This window comes from Vibrio sinaloensis DSM 21326, from assembly GCF_000189275.1.
In the GTDB taxonomy this organism is placed as follows: Bacteria; Pseudomonadota; Gammaproteobacteria; order Enterobacterales; family Vibrionaceae; genus Vibrio; species Vibrio sinaloensis.
Window position 1 is genome coordinate 17,514 of record NZ_AEVT01000005.1, and the last position, 23,989, is coordinate 41,502.

At 44.5% G+C, this 23,989-nt stretch carries 25 protein-coding genes and 2 tRNA genes; 10 read left to right on the top strand and 17 right to left on the bottom strand.

What is annotated here, in order from left to right; all coding sequences use genetic code 11:
* Positions 1–109: 109 nt before the first annotated feature.
* The 5 genes from RH45_RS00875 to RH45_RS00895 all read right to left on the bottom strand — a co-directional run bounded on the left by RH45_RS00875 (position 110) and on the right by RH45_RS00895 (position 4,848).
* Positions 110–715, bottom strand: coding sequence for a CDP-alcohol phosphatidyltransferase family protein (locus RH45_RS00875; RefSeq protein WP_008072705.1), 606 nt, complete (start codon positions 713–715; stop codon positions 110–112).
* Complete coding sequence (locus RH45_RS00880) at positions 708–1,355, bottom strand: ATP-binding cassette domain-containing protein (RefSeq protein ID WP_008072707.1); 648 nt, start codon at positions 1,353–1,355, stop codon at positions 708–710. The genes RH45_RS00875 and RH45_RS00880 overlap by 8 nt, the downstream gene beginning before the upstream one ends.
* Entirely contained in the window at positions 1,321–3,030 is a 1,710-nt protein-coding gene (locus RH45_RS00885) for an ABC transporter permease (RefSeq protein ID WP_008072708.1), read from the bottom strand. Before RH45_RS00885 ends, RH45_RS00880 begins: the two co-directional genes overlap by 35 nt.
* Positions 3,031–3,063: 33 nt before the next feature.
* Positions 3,064–4,206 (bottom strand): ABC transporter substrate-binding protein, encoded by a 1,143-nt coding sequence (locus tag RH45_RS00890; protein ID WP_008072710.1) that lies wholly within the window; start codon positions 4,204–4,206, stop codon positions 3,064–3,066.
* Positions 4,207–4,401: 195 nt separating this feature from the next.
* Complete coding sequence (locus RH45_RS00895; protein WP_008072712.1) at positions 4,402–4,848, bottom strand: META domain-containing protein; 447 nt, start codon at positions 4,846–4,848, stop codon at positions 4,402–4,404.
* A gap of 197 nt (positions 4,849–5,045) precedes the next feature.
* On the opposite strand from RH45_RS00895, the gene RH45_RS00900 reads away from it, so the two are divergent.
* Positions 5,046–5,294, top strand: coding sequence for a DUF1289 domain-containing protein (locus tag RH45_RS00900; protein ID WP_008072714.1), 249 nt, complete (start codon positions 5,046–5,048; stop codon positions 5,292–5,294).
* A gap of 70 nt (positions 5,295–5,364) precedes the next feature.
* Positions 5,365–5,553, top strand: coding sequence for a DUF1289 domain-containing protein (locus tag RH45_RS00905; RefSeq protein ID WP_008072716.1), 189 nt, complete (start codon positions 5,365–5,367; stop codon positions 5,551–5,553).
* On the opposite strand, the gene RH45_RS00910 is transcribed toward RH45_RS00905, so the two are convergent.
* The 9 genes from RH45_RS00910 to RH45_RS00950 all read right to left on the bottom strand — a co-directional run bounded on the left by RH45_RS00910 (position 5,554) and on the right by RH45_RS00950 (position 12,764).
* Complete coding sequence (locus tag RH45_RS00910; RefSeq protein WP_008072718.1) at positions 5,554–5,775, bottom strand: hypothetical protein; 222 nt, start codon at positions 5,773–5,775, stop codon at positions 5,554–5,556.
* 289 nt (positions 5,776–6,064) lie between these two features.
* Positions 6,065–6,622, bottom strand: a complete 558-nt coding sequence (locus RH45_RS00915; RefSeq protein WP_008072720.1) for a VC2662 family protein — start codon at positions 6,620–6,622, stop codon at positions 6,065–6,067.
* Between the two features lie 111 nt (positions 6,623–6,733).
* A complete protein-coding gene (locus RH45_RS00920; protein WP_008072722.1) occupies positions 6,734–7,132 on the bottom strand; it encodes a GspS/AspS pilotin family protein in 399 nt (132 codons plus the stop codon).
* Positions 7,133–7,134: 2 nt separating this feature from the next.
* Complete coding sequence (locus tag RH45_RS00925; protein WP_008072724.1) at positions 7,135–7,431, bottom strand: YciI family protein; 297 nt, start codon at positions 7,429–7,431, stop codon at positions 7,135–7,137.
* Positions 7,432–7,532: 101 nt separating this feature from the next.
* Entirely contained in the window at positions 7,533–7,931 is a 399-nt protein-coding gene (gene yciA, locus RH45_RS00930; protein WP_008072726.1) for an acyl-CoA thioester hydrolase YciA, read from the bottom strand.
* A 96-nt stretch (positions 7,932–8,027) separates the two neighbouring features.
* Entirely contained in the window at positions 8,028–8,579 is a 552-nt protein-coding gene (locus RH45_RS00935) for a septation protein A (protein ID WP_008072728.1), read from the bottom strand.
* A gap of 97 nt (positions 8,580–8,676) precedes the next feature.
* Positions 8,677–8,904 (bottom strand): hypothetical protein, encoded by a 228-nt coding sequence (locus tag RH45_RS00940; RefSeq protein WP_008072729.1) that lies wholly within the window; start codon positions 8,902–8,904, stop codon positions 8,677–8,679.
* 172 nt (positions 8,905–9,076) lie between these two features.
* Positions 9,077–11,569 carry a hybrid sensor histidine kinase/response regulator gene (locus RH45_RS00945; protein ID WP_008072731.1) on the bottom strand — a complete coding sequence of 831 codons (2,493 nt, stop codon included), beginning with the start codon at positions 11,567–11,569 and terminating at the stop codon, positions 9,077–9,079.
* A complete protein-coding gene (locus tag RH45_RS00950) occupies positions 11,562–12,764 on the bottom strand; it encodes an acyl-homoserine-lactone synthase (RefSeq protein WP_008072732.1) in 1,203 nt (400 codons plus the stop codon). Before RH45_RS00950 ends, RH45_RS00945 begins: the two co-directional genes overlap by 8 nt.
* A gap of 563 nt (positions 12,765–13,327) precedes the next feature.
* Between RH45_RS00950 and ihfA the strand changes: the two genes are divergently transcribed.
* Positions 13,328–13,624, top strand: coding sequence for an integration host factor subunit alpha (gene ihfA, locus RH45_RS00955; RefSeq protein ID WP_008072733.1), 297 nt, complete (start codon positions 13,328–13,330; stop codon positions 13,622–13,624).
* A gap of 100 nt (positions 13,625–13,724) precedes the next feature.
* On the opposite strand, the gene RH45_RS00960 is transcribed toward ihfA, so the two are convergent.
* Positions 13,725–14,045 (bottom strand): HI1450 family dsDNA-mimic protein, encoded by a 321-nt coding sequence (locus RH45_RS00960; RefSeq protein WP_008072734.1) that lies wholly within the window; start codon positions 14,043–14,045, stop codon positions 13,725–13,727.
* A gap of 2 nt (positions 14,046–14,047) precedes the next feature.
* A complete protein-coding gene (gene yeiP / locus RH45_RS00965; protein WP_008072735.1) occupies positions 14,048–14,614 on the bottom strand; it encodes an elongation factor P-like protein YeiP in 567 nt (188 codons plus the stop codon).
* A gap of 129 nt (positions 14,615–14,743) precedes the next feature.
* On the opposite strand from yeiP, the gene RH45_RS00970 reads away from it, so the two are divergent.
* On the top strand, positions 14,744–15,511 hold the full coding sequence (locus tag RH45_RS00970) for a nucleotidyltransferase domain-containing protein (RefSeq protein ID WP_008072736.1): 768 nt from the start codon (positions 14,744–14,746) through the stop codon (positions 15,509–15,511).
* Positions 15,512–15,593: 82 nt separating this feature from the next.
* Complete coding sequence (locus RH45_RS00975; protein WP_008072738.1) at positions 15,594–17,657, top strand: PTS sugar transporter subunit IIC/EAL domain-containing protein; 2,064 nt, start codon at positions 15,594–15,596, stop codon at positions 17,655–17,657.
* On the opposite strand, the gene RH45_RS00980 is transcribed toward RH45_RS00975, so the two are convergent.
* On the bottom strand, positions 17,649–20,012 hold the full coding sequence (locus RH45_RS00980) for a DNA polymerase II (protein WP_008072741.1): 2,364 nt from the start codon (positions 20,010–20,012) through the stop codon (positions 17,649–17,651). The two genes, RH45_RS00975 and RH45_RS00980, sit on opposite strands and share 9 nt — an antisense overlap.
* Before the next feature lie 446 nt (positions 20,013–20,458).
* On the opposite strand from RH45_RS00980, the gene uvrY reads away from it, so the two are divergent.
* The 5 genes from uvrY to RH45_RS01005 all read left to right on the top strand — a co-directional run bounded on the left by uvrY (position 20,459) and on the right by RH45_RS01005 (position 23,958).
* Positions 20,459–21,103: a UvrY/SirA/GacA family response regulator transcription factor gene (gene uvrY / locus RH45_RS00985; RefSeq protein WP_008072743.1), complete on the top strand. Its 645-nt coding sequence runs from the start codon at positions 20,459–20,461 to the stop codon at positions 21,101–21,103.
* Positions 21,103–22,935, top strand: coding sequence for an excinuclease ABC subunit UvrC (gene uvrC / locus RH45_RS00990; protein ID WP_071986147.1), 1,833 nt, complete (start codon positions 21,103–21,105; stop codon positions 22,933–22,935). The genes uvrY and uvrC overlap by 1 nt, the downstream gene beginning before the upstream one ends.
* Before the next feature lie 72 nt (positions 22,936–23,007).
* On the top strand, positions 23,008–23,565 hold the full coding sequence (pgsA, locus tag RH45_RS00995) for a CDP-diacylglycerol--glycerol-3-phosphate 3-phosphatidyltransferase (RefSeq protein ID WP_008072748.1): 558 nt from the start codon (positions 23,008–23,010) through the stop codon (positions 23,563–23,565).
* A 240-nt stretch (positions 23,566–23,805) separates the two neighbouring features.
* A tRNA-Cys gene (locus tag RH45_RS01000) sits at positions 23,806–23,879 on the top strand.
* Between the two features lie 3 nt (positions 23,880–23,882).
* Positions 23,883–23,958 (top strand) — tRNA-Gly (locus RH45_RS01005).
* The last annotated feature ends 31 nt before the right edge of the window (positions 23,959–23,989 follow it).

A 23,989-nucleotide genomic window follows, 5' to 3' on the forward strand; every position in this document is an offset into this window, starting at 1 on the left:
CAGACAGCGGATTTTATTGTAAGTTTAATTGTCATTCAATTGTCGTTGTCAAAAATTGTTGTTATTTAGCGATTATATCTAGTCTTGAGATCTCTCGCAGAGAATTAGCTCATTTTAGTGTCTGGTAACCCGAATAAATTCTCGTAAAAGTGGTGAACCAACATGCGGAACCAAATAGGTATGCAATGGTAGAAAAATGATTTGGAAGCAGGCAGAAAAGGATGAAACAGGCAATGGTTTCAGTCCCTTCAGTTAAGCCACTCATATAGTAAAGTGATTTATTTTTGTAAACGGGATTTTCAATACCGCGTTTATTCGCCATGACAGCAAAAGCGAGAAAACTGCTGCCTGTGCCAATAAACGAAAATATCAGAAATGCTGCCGCTAATGCATTTTGCTCGGGAACGGCGACAGCAAAGCCAAAGGGAATTAAGGAGTAAAACAGAAAATCCAGACTGATATCGAGAAAACCACCCGCGTCAGTGATGCCTTGAATACGAGCTAGAGCCCCATCTAAACCATCGGCAATACGATTTAGTAGAATGAATACAAGAGCAAGCCAATAGTTTTGCCAAACAAGAGCCGGAAATGCCATACAGCCTAAAACAAAGCCTAGCAAGGTTACTTGATTTGCATTGACTCCATAGGTCGCAAGGCGACCTGCGATAGAAGTTAAAGGAGAACGAATAATTTTAATACTGTATCGGTCAAGCATTGGAGAGGTTCCAGATCAGTTTTATTTGTTGGGCTCGAGTCGGAATATCATCTTCATCATGGGTCACGAGCAAGCAGGGGATATTGGCTGCTTGGAGCTGAGCGAATACCCACTCGCGAAATTGGATCCGGAGTGTTTTGTCGAGTTTACTGAAAGGTTCATCGAGCAGTACAGCGGATGGTTGGGCTAACAGTGTTCTCACTAGGCTGACACGAGCTTTCTGCCCGCCAGATATTTGCTCTGGGTAAGAGTCTGCTATTTGTTTTAATCCTACCCGCTCTAGTGCGTACTTCGCTTGCTGCTCTCTCTCCTGCTTCTTTAACTGGTTGGGTAGTGCATAGGCAAGGTTTTGCCAAATGTTTAGATGAGGAAAAAGAAGATCATCTTGAAATAAGAACCCGATTTTTCTTTGATGAGCGGGCAGTTGTGTTATAGCGACATCGTTGAGTGTGACCTCTCCTTGAAACTGGAAATCATCAGCTAAGTGGCCAGCGATTAGGCTTAACAGCGTAGACTTGCCACACCCGCTCGGCCCCATTACAACACCAATAGTGCCAGGTTCGATAGCAAATGATGTTGGTTCAAAGAGTAGGTGTCCGGAATTATCATGGATGACGAGGTTTTCGAGACGAAGCGTCATGTGTGACCGACTCCTTATGTTGATTTTTACTTGTTATTGGACGCGTTTGAGCGAGGCGCCCTAGAGTTATGGCTGCTGTGAAAAACAAAAATGGCAGAACGGCTTGAAGCAGGCCATAGATAGCAGTAACGCGGCGATCAAATCCACTAGATAGAGCGACTGCTTCTGTCGTGATTGTTGCAACTCTGCCACCACCGAGCATCAATGTGGGTAAATATTGTGCCAAGCTGACACTTGCGCCTACAGCCCACGCAAACCAAATCGGTTTCAGTAATATTTTCGCTTTAATGGTGATAAACACATAGAACGGTGTTTTCCCTAAGCTCAACGCGGCGTTGGAATAGCCTTGATTATAACTACGCCACGGCCCATCGAGTGCTAAGTAAACGAATGGGAAAGCGAAGAATACATGCGACCAGATAACCCACAAATAATAATGGTCACTGGCAAGGTATAGCGTCGTTATTTGCATACCAAATAATATTGATAACTGCGGTACCAGCATAGGAAGTGCAATAACGTAGCTCGGTAAATGGAGTTTGTGCTTAATGCGGTATTCATGTGCAGTCAGTGATAAAAGCAGAGCGAAACAGGCTGTTATTACCGCAATGATGATGCTATCTGTGACGGTAGGTAAAACGCTGTCCCATTCATTGAGCCAAAAACGACCGCTTATTTGGCTTGGAAATAGATCTGGAAACCGCCAACGCTGAGCAAAAGACCAAATGAGCATCAGGGGAAGTAGAATGAGATTTATGGCAATCACCAGTATCACGATTGGTGACCCTGGAACCCGGAAGCCAAATCGACCTGAATACTGCCACTGACTAAAATGCGAGAGCAGGAAACGCTCCATCAAAACCACAAAAGCCAGTAATAGTGCAGCAATAACAAACAGCAACACTGCACCAGAAGCGGCACGAGGTAGCAAAGATAAATCTGGGTCGCTAAACCATTGCCATACGAGCATTGCGAGTGTCGGGGGTGTGTTTGGTCCCAAAAACAATGCAAAGTCGACAACAGAAGCACCGTAGGCGACAACCGCAAAGATAGGAAAGCGCATTTTCGCCAACCATTGAGGGAAGATTACTTTCCACCACGTTTGATAGGGTGAGTAACCGAGTGAGCTGCTTACCTTGATCGTGGCTTGTAGGTTCAGTTGCTGAAGGATCGGAATACTCATCAGCAGTAAAAACGGCAATTCTTTAATCGACAAGGCAATCGTTAGGCCTGCGGCGAAAGGGTCGTGCACCAACCAACTGGTCGAGAAATCATTCAGCTCAATGCCTGTTAGATAGGTAAAGCTTCGGGTAAACAGGCCTGTAGGAGCAAATAGAAAGCTAAAACCGATAGCAAATGCGACGTGCGGAATAGCTAATAATGGTGATAGGGCGTTTTCAATTTTACGCCAATATCGTGACTGCCAAAATGCTTGCAGTACGATAAAGCACAAAAGCAGAGCAACATACGTGCTCAAAATAGACGAACTAATCGTCAGTAATGAAGAGCTTAAAAGCCCCGGCCATTCAACTAGGTGCTGATAGCCTGACAAAGAAAAACGGTTTAAGCCGATTGGAGGTATATAACTGAAGGACGAAAGCACGACACCTACAAGCCCCGGTATAGTGGGAGTAATGGCGATGATGATCAAAAATAAGTACGCAGCTCTAAACATCTGGCTCTCGTCTTTCAGTAATAAATATACGACTTAGATGCCGTAACGTTTTTGCCATTCAGCTTCTAATGCCGCTTGCCAACTTGGGTGCGGCTCTGCTACTGATTTGAATAGCTTGGTATTTTTTGCACTGCCAGTAATGTACTTATTTGCGAGAACCGAAGGGTCTCCCCACACCGACAGATCACCTTTGCGAGATTGCGCTTCTGGGCTGAGTAAGAAGTTAATCGCGACCTGTGAGCCTGCTGAAGCGTTAGCGTTCCAAGGAATGGCTAAGAAGTGAATATTAGAGAGTGCACCCGCATCCATTGCGTAAGATTTGGTTGTTTCAGCCAAAGTTCCGTTGGCTTGAGCTGAGAAGACCGCGTTTGGGTTGAACGTTATCGCCAGATCGAGCTGCCCATCATCAAGTAGTTGGATGGTCTCAGCGGTACCCGATGGGAATTGTTGACCTTTGCGCCAAGCGACAGGGTGTAATTCATCAAGGTATTGCCACAGAGGAGCCGTTACTTGCTGAAAATTTGCTTTTTCAACTGGGAGGCTAAGGGCTTGATCATTGGCGGTAAGTTCAATCAACAGCGCCTTAAGAAAGCTGGTGCCATGAAACTCAGGTGGTTTAGGGTAACTGATTTTATTCGGATAAGCCTTTGCGTAGCTTAATAGTTCACTAAAAGATGCTGGAGGATTATTTAAGATTTTTGAATCGTGAATGAATACGAGTTGACCCACTCCCCATGGCGCTTCCAACCCATCAGTAGGCTCCGAGAAATCGCTATCCACTGGCAGAGTTTTGTCGACGTATTGCCAGCTTGGCAATTGCTCTACAAATGGACCAAATAGCAGATCATTGGACTTCATTGACTTAAAGTTTTCACCATTAATCCAAACCATATCGACACTACCACCGCTGTTCTTACCAGCCGCCTTTTCTGCGATAAGTCGCGTCGTTGTCTCTGCTATATCGGTTACTTTTACGTGTTTAAGGGTTACGCCGTAGTCTTTTTGCAGTTCACTGCCTGCCCAACGGATGTAGTTGTTGATCTCTTGGCTACCACCCCAGGCGTGAAAGTAGACCGTTTGGCCTTTTGCTTGTTCTGTAATCTGTTGCCAAGTGTCGTTAGCTAAAGTGCTGGCAGACGCCATCAATGTGAAGAGAAGAGTGATAAGCCTTGTCATAACAATCCCTAGGTTAGTTGAAACTGGTTTAATTCATTCCATAGACCGGACAAACGGCCTTACCTATTCATTATGACGGAAAAAATTTAAATTTTTTATGTATTTGAAGGATTTGTTGGTGGAGTTTGAGCTCAGAAGCAGCAGACATAAAAAAAGCAGCCTAAAAAGGCTGCTTTCTAAAAGCGTCTATTTGGATTAGTTTTTCCAATCGTTCAGTTTGAACGTAAGAGTATGAACGTCATTTTTGAGAACAAGTGAGTCTTTGGTAAGTGACACGTCACTCCAATCAGTGAGAGTTTTTGAGAATGCGTTCTCAACATCCATTACGTCGCCGACACACATTTTCATTGTCATACCCATCTTGTCGATGCGCATTTGGTTGCCATTTAGCTCAGCTTGACCGAAGAAGTTGTTACAGCCAGCATTACCATTCGCCATCATCTTTTCACCGATCTCTAAACGAGGAGCTTGGTCGCGACCTTCAATTACGATGTCTTTGCCGTCAACACTTACTAGCTCCCAATTGTGGTGCTGTAAATCTTGCGCTGTGATTTTTTGCATGTTGTCACCATTGCTTGCACAAGCTGTCATCAATACAGGTAGGGTGATTGCAGCAAGTAAAGTTTTTGGGCTAAGCTTCATAATAATCATCTCCAAAGTGTGGAAAATATGGCCGATAGGCTCGACAATCAATGCGGGCTAGTATAGTTAATAAAACACTGTTTTTGTCAGCGTTTAGTCATGGTTTAGTTTGAATTACATAGTGTCACTTGGCTTATGTGTACTTACGCATTCATCTTGTCTATATAAATGTTTCTTAACAATATAAGGGGGAGTCGATGGAACAACTTGAATTTTTTACCGTCCCGAATCCTTGTGTTGGAGTGTGTACCGTAGATGAAAAAGGTTATTGTCGAGGTTGCATGCGTAAACGTGAAGAGCGTTTCCAATGGCTTGAAATGACGCCTGCCCAGCAATTACATGTCATCAAATTATGCAGACAGCGATATGTTAGAAAGCTACGTCAAGGGAACGCACCATCCTCTACACCACCCGATGGTGAGACGCCACAACAAGAACTTTTTTAATTTCATGGCTTTACAGCGTATTCTCTATTGACTATACCTAAAATACGTAGTCTGTATTTTGAGGTGTAGTATGGAGTTACGCAATCATGAGTTAAATCCATGTGTCGGCCATTGCCAAGTCAATCAACTGGGTGTTTGTATTGGGTGCGGTCGCACTCGCGAAGAGCGCTTCAGTTGGTATCAGCTTTCTCATCAACAGCAAAGAGAGATCCTCATACGCATTTCTGCTGAATCTCTCTTCATCGATCCAGTGAACTAACTATTTCAATCCCCAGCGGTCGCTGACCCAGCCACCCGCGTGTGCGTCAAAGTGATTTCCGGAGAAGCGTTGATTGGATTCGACGCTTTTTTCGCTTTCAGGCCGAGCGTCAATTAAATGTTGGATATAGTTTGCCATGGGATCACCGCAATGCAGCCGCTCTTGTCGAGTGGCAACCTCTTTGATCAGTTGAAGACGGTATGAATTACTGGCGCGTTTCATTGGGTGATCCTCCTTGTTTGTGACACTAGTATGAAAAGTTAGATGCTGTACTTCATAACGTCAATGTGAACGGTTGGGTTTTTAGTACAATTCTCTATGATTGGAATTGATTCTCAGGTTTGTATTCTAATTATGGAAGGGTAAGTTGCTAAAATGTAGAATGTTTTACTAATTGGTTTGGTTCTAAAGTTCATAAAAATTTCACAATAAAAAATGCAGTGAAATGGAGAGAAGCTCGAAGGGAGAGGTGGATGCGAGCCTCACTAATGTGAAGCTCGTTTGTTATATGCTACTTGGCGAAGTTGAAGATAGGGAAGCAAGGCAAAAAGCCATTGTCCGCACAATTAATGATGCCAACTTGTACACCATCTATCTTGCTGGTCTTATTAAAAATCCCTACCTGAACGGTTGATTCAGATGAAAGGTTCACGGCACCAACATCAACCATAGTGTCGCCTTCTGAATAGTTAACAAAACTGACATTCGCACCTTTGACGTCGTTCGTTAAGTTTACAGCCCCAAGATTAACGCCAGTAGTAAGGCCTTCATTCCAATTGAGTAAGCCTAGAGAAGCGCCTGTCATCTGTTGGTTAACCTTGGATGCACCAAGGAACAGTCCAAAGTTTACGCCAGTTGTGGTGTTGGTCTCCGATATCCCGACCACCGCAAAGTCGACCCCTTTTAAGGTATCTACCTTGCCATGTAATGCCGAGAGACGCACTCCTGCCACATTGTCATTGTCTGGTGCGTTAAAATTATCGATAGAGGAAAACATCACAGGTGTAGCCGCGATCGTTAGCCCTGAGTAAAGCAAGCTGAATACTGCCGTTGTTAGTGTCTTTTTCATAACCACTCCACATAAAATGAGGTTTTGTTTTTTGCATGGGTCATCAAATTTGAATGACACACAAAGTATAGGCTACAAAAAAGCCCCTAAAGTGAGGGGCTTAAGAAATCACTATTCGGAATCACATCGTTGAGCGCTAATAAGCTCATCAGCCATTAGTTGACCTCGAGTATTCCGCATTTTGATGCGATAAGTTAAACCAGCATCGAGGTTTGTTTTTATCGCTGGATTGGAGCAGTATGTGTTTATGCTGTAATTCAGGACCGCGGAGGTTGGTTTAGCACCTTGAGCATCTTGGTTGTAAACCATCATGATTTCTATCGTTGTGCCTTTCGCTGATGCACGCATGATGGACAAAGGACCTGCTTCTAGTGGTAACTCTGAAGAGAGCAATTGCGCTCGGTTATCCGCAAGCAACTCTAGGTGTTTTTGCTTCTGTGCTGAAGATGAACATCCCGCAAGAACCGCTAGAACGGTGGCTAAAGCACCATATTTGAACAAGTTGATCATGATTAGAATACTTTTTTGAACGGCTTCACGATGACATTTTGGTAAACACCTGCCGCAATGTATGGATCAGCATCGGCCCAAGCTTGTGCTTGCTCTAGTGAGTCAAACTCTGCAATCACGGTGGAGCCGGTAAAACCTGCCTCGCCTGGGTTATCTGAATCAATTGCTGGCATAGGTCCAGCGGTTAGCAAACGGCCTTCATCTTGCAATTTTTGCAAACGCTCTAAGTGAGCAGGACGGACGCTAAGACGCTTCTCTAGTGAGTTTTCTACATCTTGCGAAAAGATAACATACCACATGGTGCAATATCCTTATTCGGTGTTCTAGTAAAATAGCCTATCACTTTACTGCAATGTACTTATTTTAAAAGGGTTAATACCATTTATTTGTGAATGCGATGTCAAACATTTTTAATTGGGCGAGGTTTACCTTCGCCGTCGATGGCAACATAGTTGAACGTCGCTTCACAAACTTGGTATCGAGATTGAATACCGTCTTCCGTCACAGGTTTTACCCAGACTTCAAGATTGATCGACATCGACGTACGCCCAATCTTGGTACATTCACCATAGCAGCATACGACATCGCCTACGCGCACGGGTTTTTTAAAGGTAATGCTAGACACTGACACTGTGACTATTCGTCCTGAAGAGATCTCTTTGGCCAATATCCCCCCCGCTAAGTCAAGCTGAGACATAATCCATCCACCAAAAATATCCCCATTGGCATTTGTATCCGCGGGCATGGCGAGGGTACGAAGCAGGAGTTGGCCTCGAGGGGCACTCATATCATTATTCATGTAGACATCCACAACAAACAAAACAGCGACCACAGGGTCGCTGAATAAATCACTCAAATGAGAGAAAATAAACCGGATTGTAACAAAATCTGCTGCCTAATCACCAGACCCAGATTTCGTTTCGTCTTTTGGCAGGTGCTTGTAGATGTAAATACCGGTGAGTAAGGTGAATCCAAACGTCGCAGCCAATAGACCAAAAACTTTAAAGTTGACCCAAACGTCTAGCGGCAGTTGGAACGCGACGTAAACATTTAACGCGGCACAAAATGAGAAAAAGACGACCCAAGCCCAAGTGATGGTTGACCACACGCGTTCAGGCAATGAGATCTCTTTTCCCAGCATTGAGCGAATGGCAGATTTACCCATTAAATGACTGACTGCAAGTCCTATAGCAAACACACAATATACGATGGTGACCTTCCATTTTATGAAGTTGTCATCGTGCAAAAAAATCGTCATGCCACCAAATATTGCGACCATCACAAAGGTAATGATCTGCATCTTTTCAACTTTTTTGTAAACCAAGTAAGTGACAACGAGTTGAATGGCGGTGGCGATAATGAGTGCCCCCGTCGCGACATAGATATCTTGTAATTTGTACAGTACAAAGAAGATGATCAGCGGGATAAAATCGATCAGTTGTTTCATTTAAAGAGTCTTATGTTGATCACTGAGCCCCAAGTCTAGCGAATAACGCGACTAAGACAAAGGGCAGTGTGATAACGATGACACTTCTTAAGAGTATTCAGACAGAAAGCTCTCGTTTGCAATCTTCTAGATACCCTTCATTTTTTAAGTTATCTACAGTGAGTTGCAGTTCTTCATCACTCATGGCGAAGCAACTGGACTTTCCCGTCATGAGCCCGAGATATTGGTGATATTCGAATTCAGTAAAATGACCAATACGATCCACCAGTAGACTTTTGATCCCATGATGGATGAGTCGATAATAGGTGTGGCGTTGAATTTCCATAATTAGCCCCTTAATACTGGCAGAGTCGAAATTCTGCCGATTTGAACTACGTCTATAGATGAAGCATATTTGATGCCAGTTAATCGCAGTTCAAAACGCATTATGACCACGCATTTTGCGATTAGCGAAGGTCAAAATGAGATGACCTTCTGCAAAATGAGAAACTCGAGTACTAAATGGTCTCTTCTAAATGGAAGGTATTGTTTAAAACCTTACTCAATGCCTGTTTGGAAGTGGGTTTAGAAAGACGACCATCCATCAACTGATTTATTCGAGCTAAATCTTGTGGAGCGGACTCTCCTGATAAAGCGATTATTGGAATAGCAGGGAAAGATTGCTTGATGATAGCTGCTGCTTCAAACCCATCCATTACAGGCATTTGAATGTCCATAAACACTAAGTCGATTGGGTTACTATTAATGATCTCAATCGCCACTTTGCCGTTATTAGCCAGTACCACATCGTAGCCTAACTGCTCTAGATAAAGCTTAACTAAGGCGCGCTGCACTTCTTTGTCGTCGACGACAAGGATCAATTGCGTCGGTGGCATTTCTGGTGCTGTTGCCGCCAAGTCATACGAACTCATAGGGGAGCGCGACTCTGGTGATGGGTCTAATGTGTTAATGGCGATATCGCTAAGTGGGAAAGCGAGGGTAAACTCAGTGAATTCCCCATAAACCGATCGACAACGGATTGCGCCACCAAAAGATTTCATGACCCTCTGGCAGTAACCTAGGCCCAATCCACTGCCTCCGCTTTTATTGTGACTGAAGAAGTCATCAAATATTCGTCCGAGCAGCTCTTGCGGTATACCCGGCCCAGTATCTCGAATAATGATGAGGTTTTCGTAGTCGTTAGCGTCGGTTCGGATTTCAATACAGCTCTCTGGGTATGAATCAAAGTAGTAAACCGCATTGCGCAAAATATTGAACATGACGAAGTTAAACAAGGTTTCATTAATCTTGGCAACAAAGTCATGTTCAATGAATAAGTGAACCTTTTGTGATTCAGACTGATTGTCAAAACCGTACAGAGAGACCGCTTGGTTAATCGCCGTTCGTATCGATGCCGGCTCTGCTGGCTCTTGATCTAGAGAGGAGTTATTCACTTCACGCAGGATGATATCGATTAATTGACGCCCACGCATCACCGCCGCTTTACCCTGTTCGACGTGCTGAGATAACTCGGTAGACGGTTTAGCGGCAGATATTTTTTGACTCATGCACTCAAACTCCAATTGAACCTGAGCAAGCGGGTTGCGCATTTCATGGGCAATAGAGTTAGCTAATGCTTGAGCCTGACGAAGTCGCTGGTCGTAGTTGATGTGTACTTGCGCTTTTTTCAGTATATGAGACAGCGCTTTAAGCTCTTCATAGGAGAAGTTCAACCCATCTGGCTTGTGACTAGACACTAAAACGTGTGACAGTTTGTTTTTTGATTCATACAAAGGCAGCACCAACGCCGAATCGGACTGGTGCATACTCGAATGCAGTTCAGAGAGTTCTTTTGCTTCTTTTTGCTCAAGTTCATCTTCCAACTCATCAATGACCAAAGGTGCGGTATGATTTTCAAAATAGGAGCGATATCGACTTGCACCCTGATAATCATCAAGCAGCTTGAGTTTGTCGCAGGGAACGCCCAAATAAGCGGCGAGTTTAGCCACAGCTTGAGTGGGAGACTGTTGAAACTCTTGCTCTAAGCGCAAAATATTTTCACTCGGGGAGTGAGCGCTTCCATAGATCAGGTAGTTGGCCAGAACTTTGGCTTTTTTGTAGATAAACGGCCAACTGATTCCAATGAACATGATGATGGAAATGGTCGAGATATAACTCAAGAAAGAGTAGTCAGTGAGCACGAGTGCTATTGCATAAGCACTTGCCGCACACAACGCCGCCAAGCTCATTTTGGCTAGGTGCCGGAAACTGTAAAAGCGTGAGGCTAATATCGCATAGCCCATAAAGAGCATTTCACTGATAGAGAGAGCTGGTGGCAGCCAAGTAAGTGAAAAATCGTTGAAGAAGAATGTAAAACCAAGCTGAATGATTGCTGTCGAGCACATGAAGATGGTCATGCCCAAAATCATGTAGTTAATACGGGTGCGTCGAATTCGACTGGCGCTTCCACGCAGCGAAAATAGGTTGATGAACGAGAGGATTACTAGGGTAGTTAATCCCAAGAAGAAAGGTTTAGTGTACTCACCAAAGTCTAATATAAATTGACTTGGCCCTTGAACAATCGCGCCTTTAATCGTCAAACCGGGAATCAAATTCCAAGCAAAGCAGACGACGAAGGTTGTGACAGCGATGGCGCGTAATAACCAGTGCGGTTTGGACTCGGTGTAATGGCAAGTGAGTTTGACTGTGAACTGATAAGCAGAGCCAAAGGCAATAAGCGCAGCTAGATTAGCGACCACGGCCATAAATACCGCCACTTGTTCGCCGAACTCGACCAAAAAGCCAGTGTGAAAGTAGGCATTACTGAGTATCCAGACCGACAAGCCAAGCGTATAGGTGATGTAGTAGCCGTATGACTTAACACTGCTGGTACCATAGCGACTGTTCAATGAAAAACAGAAAAAGCCTGCCCAGATGAAGACCAATAGAGCAGTAAGCAGCAACACAATGGCTTTGGGATAGAATATATGAGAAGCGATGATGTTAAGCATGGTTGAGCTCTTTACTGCGTGTATGCCTTAATTGAGAAAAGGTCTGTTGTTTGTATTGCCTAAAACTGCTTTCACTTAATGCCGAGTTTAACTGCTTGACGACCCAGACTCCTTTGTATGTCGGGTGGTTAGAGTTGGCTATGATACATGATCCAAATGTGTAATACGCCCCATTCGCGAGACTGTTGTAGTAATGAATCATAAGTGGCTGTTCAATCACGACGAAGGCGAGCAAGAAATCGTGCTCGACTAATCTTTGCATTAGACGTTTTTGCGACAGGTATAAAAAGAACAGTTTTTGAGTTGTGCTGCCACTCACCGTCAAACGAATAATTTCGCAACTTTGGTGGGGGCGAGACTGACGGTTCCATAAGCTTCTGTCAAATTCTGCGATGTCATTTGGGCTCAGTATTTGACCTTGTTGCAACAAACCTGCGTGTTGCAGTTGCTCGATGGGTTTGTCACATTGCTCGGGTGCCCAATGGCGGCTCTGGAAAAAGGTGGAAAAATAGAGCCAATCTTGAGCGGTATTATGGGTATTGACCTTAGCGCTAGAGAGTATGACAGGGTAGGCGAGTTGTTCGTTTTGATAGCTCAAAATGAAATGCATACCAAAAGTAGACAAGTCGATATGTTCTAGGATTTCATACCACTCCTGATCAACCACTAACGTTGATAGGTTTATCAAAGCGAGTGCGTGTCCCAGTGTCATCGGGGTAGGAGCATAGATGGTGTAATACCGTTCTGAGCACTGCTCTACATTGTGGATCATCATATCTTGATAGTGGGCTTCATCTAGTGGAAGCTGCGCAATGTACTGGGAGAGCGTTTCATCAGCTTGTTTTGAACTCGTGTATTTTTGCACAATACTCCATATCTGATAGTGTGCCCACGCCTCCGCCCAGTGGGAAAAGTGCAATAGTATTTCCTGTTCCAAGGCCTTATCGCTGGAATCCCATTGAGGAGGTGTCGTGAGGTAAATATCTTGAAAGAGTTTGGAGGAGAATTGGGTCGCTATATTCTCGAAGGTGAGTGAGGGATCTATCAAGCAAACTTGGCTAAGTCGATCATTCATACATCGAAGAAAGAACTGGTTTGCTTGTTCACCGAATAAGGATCGGATTTGTTCAAACAAACCTATGGTTTGTTTGGAATGGGAGCCTTTGACCCACTCGTTTTGGTGGTTCCATGCCATGACTAACGTAACTTATTGTTTATTATTTGTTGTTATTATTATGTTCTCACAATCGATAGGCAAACGTTTTTATAGTGTAGCGACATATCTATCACTATTATGCAGTCAAAGTTATAACGAAGTAGGATTTTCTACAAAAAGCGTAACGTGAAGCCTTTTTCTTACACTTGGCATCTGCAGAGCGTTGTGCTCGATTGATAGCGTTGCTACCTAATAAGTAGTATGTTCTGTGCTAACCAACTGAATTGTCGAATAAAGAATGCGAACGCCGATCACACTATTGAGATTTTTGGTGTTTTATATCGATAATATTATCAATTTAGCCTAATATTTTGATTAATTTGACTAATTTACGTTGTATCCACTATGAAATAGCGGGGTAAGTGAGCGGTTTTTCTACAGTTTTTTGCTTATTGCGTGAACATCAAATAAAAAAGTTGGCGAAAATCATAAGCTTGGCATACACTTTCCAGAGTAAGGCTGATATGTTGTTGATTGGCCTAACGAAAGTTATGGTGTCACCGCATGGTGGCAATGTTTAACACAGCTTTGAGGAAAGTTTTATGGCGCTCACAAAGGCCGATTTGGCTGAGAACCTGTTTGAGAAGCATGGATTCAGTAAACGGGATGCCAAGGAAACGGTTGAGGCGTTTTTCGAAGAAATTCGTAAGGCACTAGAAGGTGGCGAGCAGGTAAAACTGTCTGGTTTCGGTAACTTCGATCTTCGAGATAAAAACGAACGTCCAGGTCGCAACCCGAAAACAGGTGAAGACATTCCTATCAGTGCTCGACGCGTAGTTACCTTCCGTCCAGGTCAAAAACTGAAAGCACGTGTAGAAAATATCTCAGTTGACGATTAGTGCTGCCGACGTCTGCATTGATCCCGTTGCCTTACACGAAAAATTCAGTTTTCGCTCGGCAAAAAACACCCAAGCACTCTTGGGTGTTTTTATTTGTGTACTAGTCGCGTTTCCACAGAATATGACAGAACTTATGTTCAGGATCACGGCTCACGAGTAAGCGAGCAAATACCTCGTCGAGTACATCATTTTCTTCATTTACCAGACCAACTCGAACTTCGGCATAAACGTCTTTGTCTACATCAAAGCCTACGTGGCCAGCCCAGTCATCACCCGTTTCCACTAGCTCAGCAGCGCCGCGATCTTCAAATTGCGCTGTGAAGATAATCACGTCAGCGGCTTCTAAGTTATCAGGTGCCATTTCAAGGAAAATGTCGTATGCGGTATCGATCGCATCATCGTATGAGATCAAATCAGCCATAACTACGCGCGGCTCATGTACTTGCGTTCAGCAGTATTGATAATGATACGATCGCCAGTGGCGATGTATTCAGGAACTTGAACCGTTAGGCCAGTAGGAAGGCGCGCTGGCTTAGTGCGAGCTGAGGCAGAAGCACCTTTGATCGAAGGGTCAGTCTCTTCGATCACTAACTCAACTGACGCTGGAAGTTCTAGGCCAACCGCGTTTCCGTCAACAAGAATAACCTGAAGACCTTGAATGTCTTCAGTAATGAACAATAGCTCGTCTTCAATTTCGTCTTTTTTGAAGGTGAATTGAGTGTAATCTTCGTTATCCATGAAGATGTACTCGTCGCCATCTACGTAAGAAAACGCAGCTGCACGTTTAAACATGTCAACAGTATCGACGACGTCATCAGACTTGTAACGCTCATCAACGCGAGCGCCTGTATTTAGGTCAGTACAACGCAGTTTGTAAATCTTAGCACCACCGCGGCCACCAGGTGTGGTGACTTCGATATCTTTAATCAGTAGGGTTTTACCGTTAGCTTCGATTGCGAAGCCTTTTTTAAGCTCACTTGCCTTAGGCATGAACGTTATCCTTTGTATGGTGTTGAATGGGGGCATTATATACCTAGCTCAGTAGAGAAGGAATATCTTGATTCGTAACCCGTGGTAAGCGAACATTAAGGGATTATAGAGATAAGAATTGCTGCGCTAATGTATTTGACGACGATAGACCCATCAGACTCGTTCCAAACTCCTTACCAACCCGCTATTAACGAACTTGTTAGCTTTCTACGCAGTGGGCTGGGAGATAATTTACACAGCGTGTATTTATACGGCAGCGTCGCGCGAAAAACCGCAAAACCTCATCGCTCTAATTTGGATGTTATTGTCGTGACTCACAAGTCATTCGCTGATAGCAAAACCGCGCTCCTTAACTCGATTAAATGGCGTTTCCAAAAAAGCTATTCCTTCATTACCGATGTGTCCTTCAAAACGGTTTTGGTCAATGAAGTGGTCAGTCTCGACAGCATTTTTTCTTGGGGGTTTCAGTTGCGCCACTGTGCGGTCTGCATCTATGGAGAGAATCTCGCTGAGTGCTTTGGTGACTACGAACCAAGTTGGGAGATCGCGAAGCATTGGAATATGGACGTGGAAGATTGGGTTGCGGTGTATCGCAATCGAATAGCTCGAGCCGATAAAGAGGCTGACCAAATCAAATCGCAAACTATCATAGCCAAGAAACTGCTACGGGCGAGTTACTCGCTGGTGATGTACAGAGACAAGCGATGGTTCGACGACCCGGTTGAATGTGGTCGTGAGTTTTTGCGTTACTATCCTGAAAAACAGGTCGAGATTGAACGTTTGGGTATCTTAATGTCCGGTCGCCTGATCGCAAAACGTTCTGTGATTGGGATCTTGGACGGGTTTGGAGAGTGGTTAGTGAAACAATACAAAAAAACGGAATTTAGAATCGGTTAGTCGTCTGAAATTTTTCCGCTTTTCCTGATATTTATGTAAGTAACTGTGCTAGCTTTATAAAGGGATGTTTATAGAGGTTAGCATGCAGGATCGCACCAATAACTACCAAATTAACCAACTCTCGATAAGTGCTTCATTTCAGCGTTATCTGTTTCCTTCATTGCAGGCGATTCGTGAGGGCATGGTCTGGTTGATACCATGTCTAATGATCTCTTCTTTTGCTCTGTTTTTTGCCAGTGTCGGGGAGTTCTTCTACGGGTATCGTCCTGCTTGGGTCGTTCTTTGTTATCAGGTTCACTCTGCGATTGCTGAGTTTTTTCCCTATTTGATGACCGCCACTATCTCTTACGTTCTGGCTATGCAGTGGCGTTTGGCTCGACCTCCTGCAGCATTATTGATGATCGCGTTTCTGGTCATCATTAGCCAAGTGCTTCCATCTGAAAAAACCGTTCTGACATTCCATATCATTTTGGCGATCATCACGCCGCTTTACGCGATTCCGATGTTGGCTTACTTGCTTCGCTTTGATGGTCTCAAGTTAACTCAAACAGAAACCGCAGGCCAGATTGTCAAAGAATCGCTCAATATGGTCTTGCCTGCGATTGTCACTGCAACAGCTGTGCTGGCGATAAATTACAGCCTAGTTACTGCGATTGTTAAAGTTGAGTTTCTCTCTTTGCTTTCAGTCGATTATGCCAACGACCCAACACTGTTTGGTATTACTTTCGCGGCGCTAAACTCGACACTCTGGTTTATGGGTGTGCATGGTTACTACGCTCTGTTACCACTGGTGGATTTGCTTCAAGAAGCGATTAACTTAAATTACTCCACCATGCTTGCTGGGGGAGCGGGTCAGTATCATATGAACTTGTCCTTCATGGGAGCGTTCGTGTTTATTGGCGGTAGTGGCGCGACGTTCTCATTGGTTTTAGCCTTACTGTTGTTCGCACAGCAACGCAGCTTAAAGCTGATAGCGATTGCCAGTATTCCAATTGGTTTGTTGAACATTAACGAGATATTACTGTTTGGCTTACCCATTATCTTTAATCCGCGATTGTTCTTACCGTTTTTACTTGTGCCGATCGCTAACGTTGTGGTGAGTATGTTGGCGGTGTCCTTTGGTTGGGTGGCGTCTCCCTCAGTGTTTGTTCCGTTTAATAGCCCGATCTTCCTAAATGCTTGGATGGCGACCGATGGTGACTTTTCGGCGGTGGTGCTACAACTGATCAATATATTTGTTGGTGTGCTGCTCTATTTGCCAGCGGTCAGAGCGTTGAATCAGAGTAAAAATAGAGGTGATATTCGCCTCTCCGCTTTTGATACGACTTATGCTCGTCGTCAAGAGGAAGCTAAGTTTTTAATGGATGATCCTATTGCTCAGGCGACTCAGCGAGAGAAAAAAGCAGTGCAAGTAGAGCAAGAGCTAGAGCAAATTAGCCAGCGAGATTTCTGCTTGGAGTACCAACCGCAGGTTTCATCCGTTACTAATAAGGTTGTGGGCTGCGAGGCGCTGATTCGTTCGGTTGATAAGAGTGGTCATCTTCAATTTCCCAACACGTTTTTGCCGTGGTTAGAAGAAGCAGGGTTAATGAAAGACGTGGATCTTTGGGTGTTTAAGCAAGTTGTGAAAGACATCAAAGAGATGCAAAGCCACGGTATCTTCATTCCGATCAGCATTAACGTAACCCCGGAGACATTAGTTGATGCTGAGTACCTAAATCAACTAGAGCGAATCATAAAGCCGTGCGCTCGATTTATCCATATCGAGATTACCGAAGAAACCTTACTCGCCGACGAACTCTTGTTAGCGGCGGCATTTGATCGACTGCACCAACTGGGAGCGAAGGTTCACATTGATGATTTTGGAACTGGCTATTCGTCGTTGAGCTATTTGAATCAGTTTGACGTTGATGTTCTCAAGGTCGATCGCTCTTTTGTGCTGGCTCTTGATAACGAAAAAGGTCAGAAAGTATTTTCCAGTATTATGTCGATCGCTCGTCAACTTGACCTTGAAGTGGTTGTTGAAGGGGTAGAGACGGAGCAACAACGTAGCCATATACCAAATGATGGCAGTGTTGCTATTCAAGGTTGGTATTACGCGAAGTCTTTGTCACTTAGGGCGTTTGTGCGCTATGTACTAAAATAAGCCCAATTGCGGCTCACTGAGCGACGTAAAGTCGAGCCCAATGAATGGAAGAATTGCATCGGCGACCGGTTTAAGCTGCTTATCAATGTAGTGCTGATAGTCAATGGCACTCTTTAGGTATTCTTTGGGTTCAGGACCACTGACGGTAATTAAGTACTCAATGCGTCCTTTGTTTTGATATTGAAGGGGACGCCCCAGCTGGCTGTTAATTTCGTCCGCCATTCGTGCCGCCCTAACTTGAGGTGGAATGTTTTTCTGATACTCATGTAGTTTGCGGCGCAGGCGCTTTTGATACACAAGTTGGTCATCAAACTGACCGCTGGCAGTCTGTTCAACAAAATCTCTCACATAATCACTCGGGTCCTCGCCGTGGAAAACCATCTCGTAAAGTTGAGACTGAAAACGCTGAGCTAATGGAGTCCAGTCGGTACGCGCACTTTCTAAGCCTTTGAATACAATTCTCTCTTGTTCGCCCTCGCCGATAAGGCCTGCATAGCGCTTTTTAGAGCCCGTTTCTTGACCGCGAATGGTTGGCATCAGAAAGCGTCGATAGTGCGTTTCGTATTCGAGCTCTAATATAGAAGTCAGGTTGTATTCTTCCTTTAGATGCGTTGTCCACCAGTGATTGATGTATTGGACGAGTGACTGACCAATCTCGTCAGCTTGCGCTTGGCTGTATGAGCCATTGAGTGAAACAAAAGTTGAATCAGTGTCGCCATAGATCACTTGATAGCCTTTGTTTTCAATCAGCAGCTTGGTCTGTTTCATTATTTCATGGCCGCGCATGGTAATGCTCGACGCCAAACGCGTATCGAAAAATCGGCAGCCAGACGAGCCTAGTACTCCATAAAAGGAGTTCATGATGATTTTTATCGCTTGGGAAAACGCTTTCTCTTGATTCTTTTTTGCTACGTCGCGAGCGGCCCACAAGTCCTCGATCATTTTAGGCAGAAAATGTTTATCTCTGGAAAATTGCCCACCACGAAACCCTGGAACGGCATTATCCTCGGCTTTTCCTACCTCGAGTTTTAGTCCCTCAATGAGCCCCATAGGATCGATAAGGAATGAACGGATAATGGAAGGGTAGAGGCTTTTAAAATCGAGCACCAAGACTGAGTCATATAGATTTGGGAGTGAGTCCATGACGTAGCCACCCGGGCTAGCAATCCAGTTTTCAGGTTGAAGGTTGGGGGCGACGTAACCTGCGCGATGAATTTGGGGAAGATATAAGTTAGTGAATGCAGCGACAGAGCCTCCAACTCGATCTAGCTCTACACCGGTCAATCTCGAGCGCTCAACGGCGAATTCGAGGAGGTGAGTATGATCGAAGATTTTATTTACCAGTACGCAATCTTGCAGGTTGTACTTGGCAAGCGATGGCTTGTCTTTGCGAAACATGCGGTTGATTTCGTCCATGCGGTCATGCACGTTGTGGATCTGCTTGCCCTCACCGAGCAGCTCTTGAGAGACGGATTCTAATGACCAGCTACGGAAATGGTAGGTTGCGGTTTTTAGTGTGTCGATACCATCCATTACGACACGACCAGGGATAGAGATAAAAGCCTGTTGGCTAGTGTTCGACGTACGGAAAAAACTGGATTGATTGTTACGCCCGAGCTGAAGCTTGATCTTGTGCCACTCTGCTCGTTTGTGTAAGAGGCGAAAATCAAAATCTATGACATTCCATCCAACGATAACGTCGGGGTCAAACTGGTGAAACCAGCGGATCAAAGCTTGGAGCAGTGCTTTCTCGTCGTTGACCCACTCAATCTCTGTTTCTGCTGGCTCAGGCTCACCAATCATGATGACTCGACTGTCCATAGGGCTATCTAAACCAATGGAGTAAAGAATGCCTTTTTCAGAACATTCAATGTCAAGAGAAACGACTTTGAGCGTTGGGATATAGGCGCTTGGTCGACATTTAACTTGAGTGACTCGGCGATGAGTTTGTTTTGCAGTTAAATGACCTGTGAACTCAATCCCCCCTTTAATAAAGCGCTCCATTAAGTAACGGTCGGCAAGACGAACGTCATCTTCAAGTACGAGCAAGTCGCGTTGTTTAAGGGCTTGGGCCAGTAATTGGGCGCTTTTCACTGTGCGGGTGTAACACGCCAACATGGGAGTGGCGTCAAAATCTTGCATCGGAAGTGGCTTCACTTGCGCGTCAATCTGGAGCTGCATGGCGATGTCGAGAACGGATTGGTGATTGCTTTGAGAGGTGAAAAACACAGGTTGCTCTTGGTCAATGATGAGCTGAGTTGGGCCATGGTCTGTCGCCACCCACAAGTCAATCTGAGTTGTTCCAGAAACATCACGAGCTTGTCGAGTTAATAAAAAGCCTTGGTAAAGAGTCATTGATTCACTGTCGGTATAAATGGCGAAACACTAGGTTATGTTTCGTTGACACAGGATACCACAAGTGATCAAAGGGCGGGCATAGGCTGACATCATCAACCAAAACTTAAGGTGTTTTGGGGCGTGACTCTGAGGGTATTTTGTTCAAAACTATTGATGCTGGTGATGAGTGGATAAAATTAGTTGCACTTTCAATGCATAAGCTTGGCATAATAAATCCCGCTGCCACTATAGTGGTATTGATTGAAATACGGACAGTAAGGTATTGATTGAAAAGTTATTATTGAATTAATCGGCACTTCTGAAAATAAGTACTTGCTAAAGTTTGCGTTTGGGCACATATTCAGAAGAAGCAAATTTTCTGATTTGCGCTAAAATAAGCAACCATCCTGTACTTTTCATGTTGAGAAGTAGCAGAGCTGAACAAAAAGTGTGGAGATACAAGTTTGATAAGTGTTTTCCTTGTAGATGATCACGAGCTGGTTCGCACAGGGATACGACGTATTATTGAAGACGTCCGTGGAATGAACGTAGCAGGGGAAGCTGAAAGCGGTGAAGAAGCGGTAAAATGGTGTCGTAGCAATCATGCCGACGTTATTTTAATGGATATGAATATGCCTGGTATTGGTGGTTTGGAAGCGACCAAGAAAATCCTGCGTTTCAATCCAGACGTGAAGATCATCGTTTTAACTGTTCATACGGAAAATCCGTTTCCAACTAAAGTGATGCAGGCCGGTGCAGCCGGATACCTGACAAAAGGCGCAGGGCCAGATGAAATGGTCAATGCAATTCGAGTGGTGAATAGTGGCCAACGCTACATTTCACCGGAAATCGCGCAACAGATGGCACTAAGCCAATTCTCTCCAGCATCGGAAAACCCTTTTGCCGATCTTTCTGAGCGTGAATTGCAGATAATGATGATGATTACCAAAGGGCAAAAAGTGACTGATATTTCAGAGCAACTCAACTTGAGCCCAAAAACGGTTAACAGTTATCGCTATAGACTGTTCAATAAACTCGACATCTCCGGTGATGTCGAGTTGACCCATCTTGCTATCCGTCATGGAATGTTAGACACCGAGACCTTGTAGTGACATCCTCATTTGACTCGGTTTCGTTCCTCAAAACAGTAACGAATCAGCCCGGCGTTTATCGAATGTATAACGCCGACGCTGTCGTTATTTATGTTGGTAAAGCAAAAGACCTCAAAAAACGCCTCTCCAGTTATTTTCGCAAAAAAGTCGACAGTGAAAAAACGCGTGCTTTAGTCAGTAATATTGACAAAATCGATGTTACGGTTACTCACACTGAGACAGAAGCGTTAATACTTGAGCACAACTACATCAAACAGTATTTGCCAAAATACAATGTGCTGCTGCGCGATGATAAGTCCTATCCCTATATCTTTATTAGTGGACACAAGCACCCTAGGCTATCGATGCATCGTGGGGCCAAAAAGCGCAAAGGTGAGTATTTTGGACCTTACCCCGACTCTGGAGCGGTAAGAGAAACGCTGCACCTCATTCAAAAAATCTTTCCTGTACGTCAATGTGAAGATACGGTCTACAGTAATCGAACTCGACCTTGTTTGATGTATCAAATTGGCCGTTGTGCGGCGCCTTGTGTTAGCTCTGTTATCAGTGACGAGCAGTATGCTGAGCTGGTGGGATTAGTCCGCCTGTTTTTACAAGGTAAAGACCAACTAGTGCTAGAGACTTTGGTAGAAAGAATGGAGCAGGCCAGTAAGACGCTCCGTTTTGAAGAAGCTGCGAAGTTTCGAGATCAAATTCAAGCCATACGTCGAGTGCAAGAGCAGCAATTTGTCTCTGAAGACTCGATGGACGATATGGATGTTCTTGGCTTTGCTCAAGAGAATGGCATTGCGTGCATCCACATATTGATGATCCGTCAGGGGAAGATCTTGGGAAGCCGAAGCCACTTTCCTAAGATACCTAACGATACCAATCGCGAAGAAGTCTTCTACAGTTTTCTTAGTCAATATTATTTGAGCCACAATGAAGCGCGTACTATCCCGACGCGAATCATTCTAAACAGTGGTTTGATTGAAGAAACTGAGCCGCTACAACAAGCATTAGCCAGTATCGCGGGGCGCAAAGTGCATTTCCACGTCAATCCGACAGGTACGCGGGGGCGCTACTTGAAGTTGTCAAACACTAACGCTTTGACGGCCATAACCACCAAGATTAATCACAAGATGACGATCTCTCAACGCTTCAAAGAATTGAGGGAAGTATTGGGCATGGAGACGATTGGTCGCATGGAGTGTTTTGATATATCACACACCATGGGAGAAAGTACCATTGCGTCCTGTGTGGTATTTAATCATGAAGGGCCGGTTAAACAAGAGTACCGTCGCTACAACATCACCGGGATCACGGGAGGTGATGACTACGCTGCGATGGGGCAGGCACTAGAACGCCGCTATTCGAAACAACTTGATGTTGAGAAGATCCCTGACATTGTCTTTATCGATGGTGGTAAAGGGCAGTTGAATCGCGCGCATGAGATCATTTCTCAATATTGGGGTGACTGGCCTAAGCGACCAAGGTTGATCGGTATCGCAAAAGGCGTAACTCGTAAACCAGGTTTGGAAACTTTGATTACGACGGATGGAGAGGAGTTTAACCTACCAAGTGACGCTCCTGCGTTGCATTTGATGCAGCACATTCGTGATGAAAGCCATAACCATGCCATCGCAGGTCACCGGGCTAAAAGAGGAAAAACGCGTAGAACCAGTGCTTTAGAAGGTATTGAAGGCGTTGGCCCTAAGCGTCGCCAAGCGTTGCTTAAATATATGGGCGGTTTACAAGAACTTAAGCGTGCTAGCGTTGAAGAAATCGCCAAAGTGCCTGGAATCAGTCACTCTTTGGCAGAAAACATTTATCAAGCATTGAAACAATAGTAAAAATCCCGCACCATAAGGACCTGTTTTCAAGCAGTAAACAGCGCAACACGATAAGAGCCATTAATAAATATGCGTTTAAACATCCCGAACATTCTGTCTTTATTGCGACTTTTCCTTATTCCAGTATTTGTCGTTGTATTTTACCTCCCTTATAGCTGGTCTCCGTTTGCCGCTGCTATGGTTTTTTGGGTTGCTGGATTCACCGATTGGTTGGATGGCATGTTGGCTCGAAAACTAGGCCAAACATCAAGATTTGGCGCTTTTATCGACCCCGTTGCCGATAAAGTCCTAGTTGCCACCGCTTTGATATTGATTACTGAGCATTACCACTCTATTTGGGTCACCATACCTGCAGTGACTATGATTGCTCGAGAAATTATTATCTCAGCGCTCAGAGAGTGGATGGCTGAAATAGGCAAGCGTGCAAGTGTTGCCGTGTCATGGGTTGGCAAGGTCAAAACGGTGAGCCAAATGTTTGCGTTGTGGGTGCTTATCTGGCGTTATGATGATTGGATGGTTTGGTTAGGCTTTGGAGCGCTGTATGTGGCCACTATTTTGACCTATTGGTCGATGGGGCAGTATTTGCTAGCGGCGAAAGATGACTTATTAGATGAAGAACATCACTAATTAATAGAAAGCGGGCGATTGCCCGTTTTTTTGTATCAGTCGCAGAGTTTAGTCTAAGAAAGTCGCTCATATTCAAAGGATTAACGCTAGTAAATTGAGCAATTTGAAGGTTTTTGAACGTTAATTAGACAAACGATTCAAAAAATTAAAAATAGTGTTGACTCATTAGTTCGAATCCGTAGAATGCATCCCGTACCCAAGAGGAATGCCAATAACAAGCAATCCAATTGGAGTATCGAAGGCGTGTTGGCAGAGTGGCTATGCAGCGGATTGCAAATCCGTGGACCTCGGTTCGACTCCGGGACGCGCCTCCATTTGCGACACTAGCTCAGTTGGTAGAGCGCAACCTTGCCAAGGTTGAGGTCACGAGTTCGAACCTCGTGTGTCGCTCCAAATTTTGGATAGCGAAACAAACTTCGATATC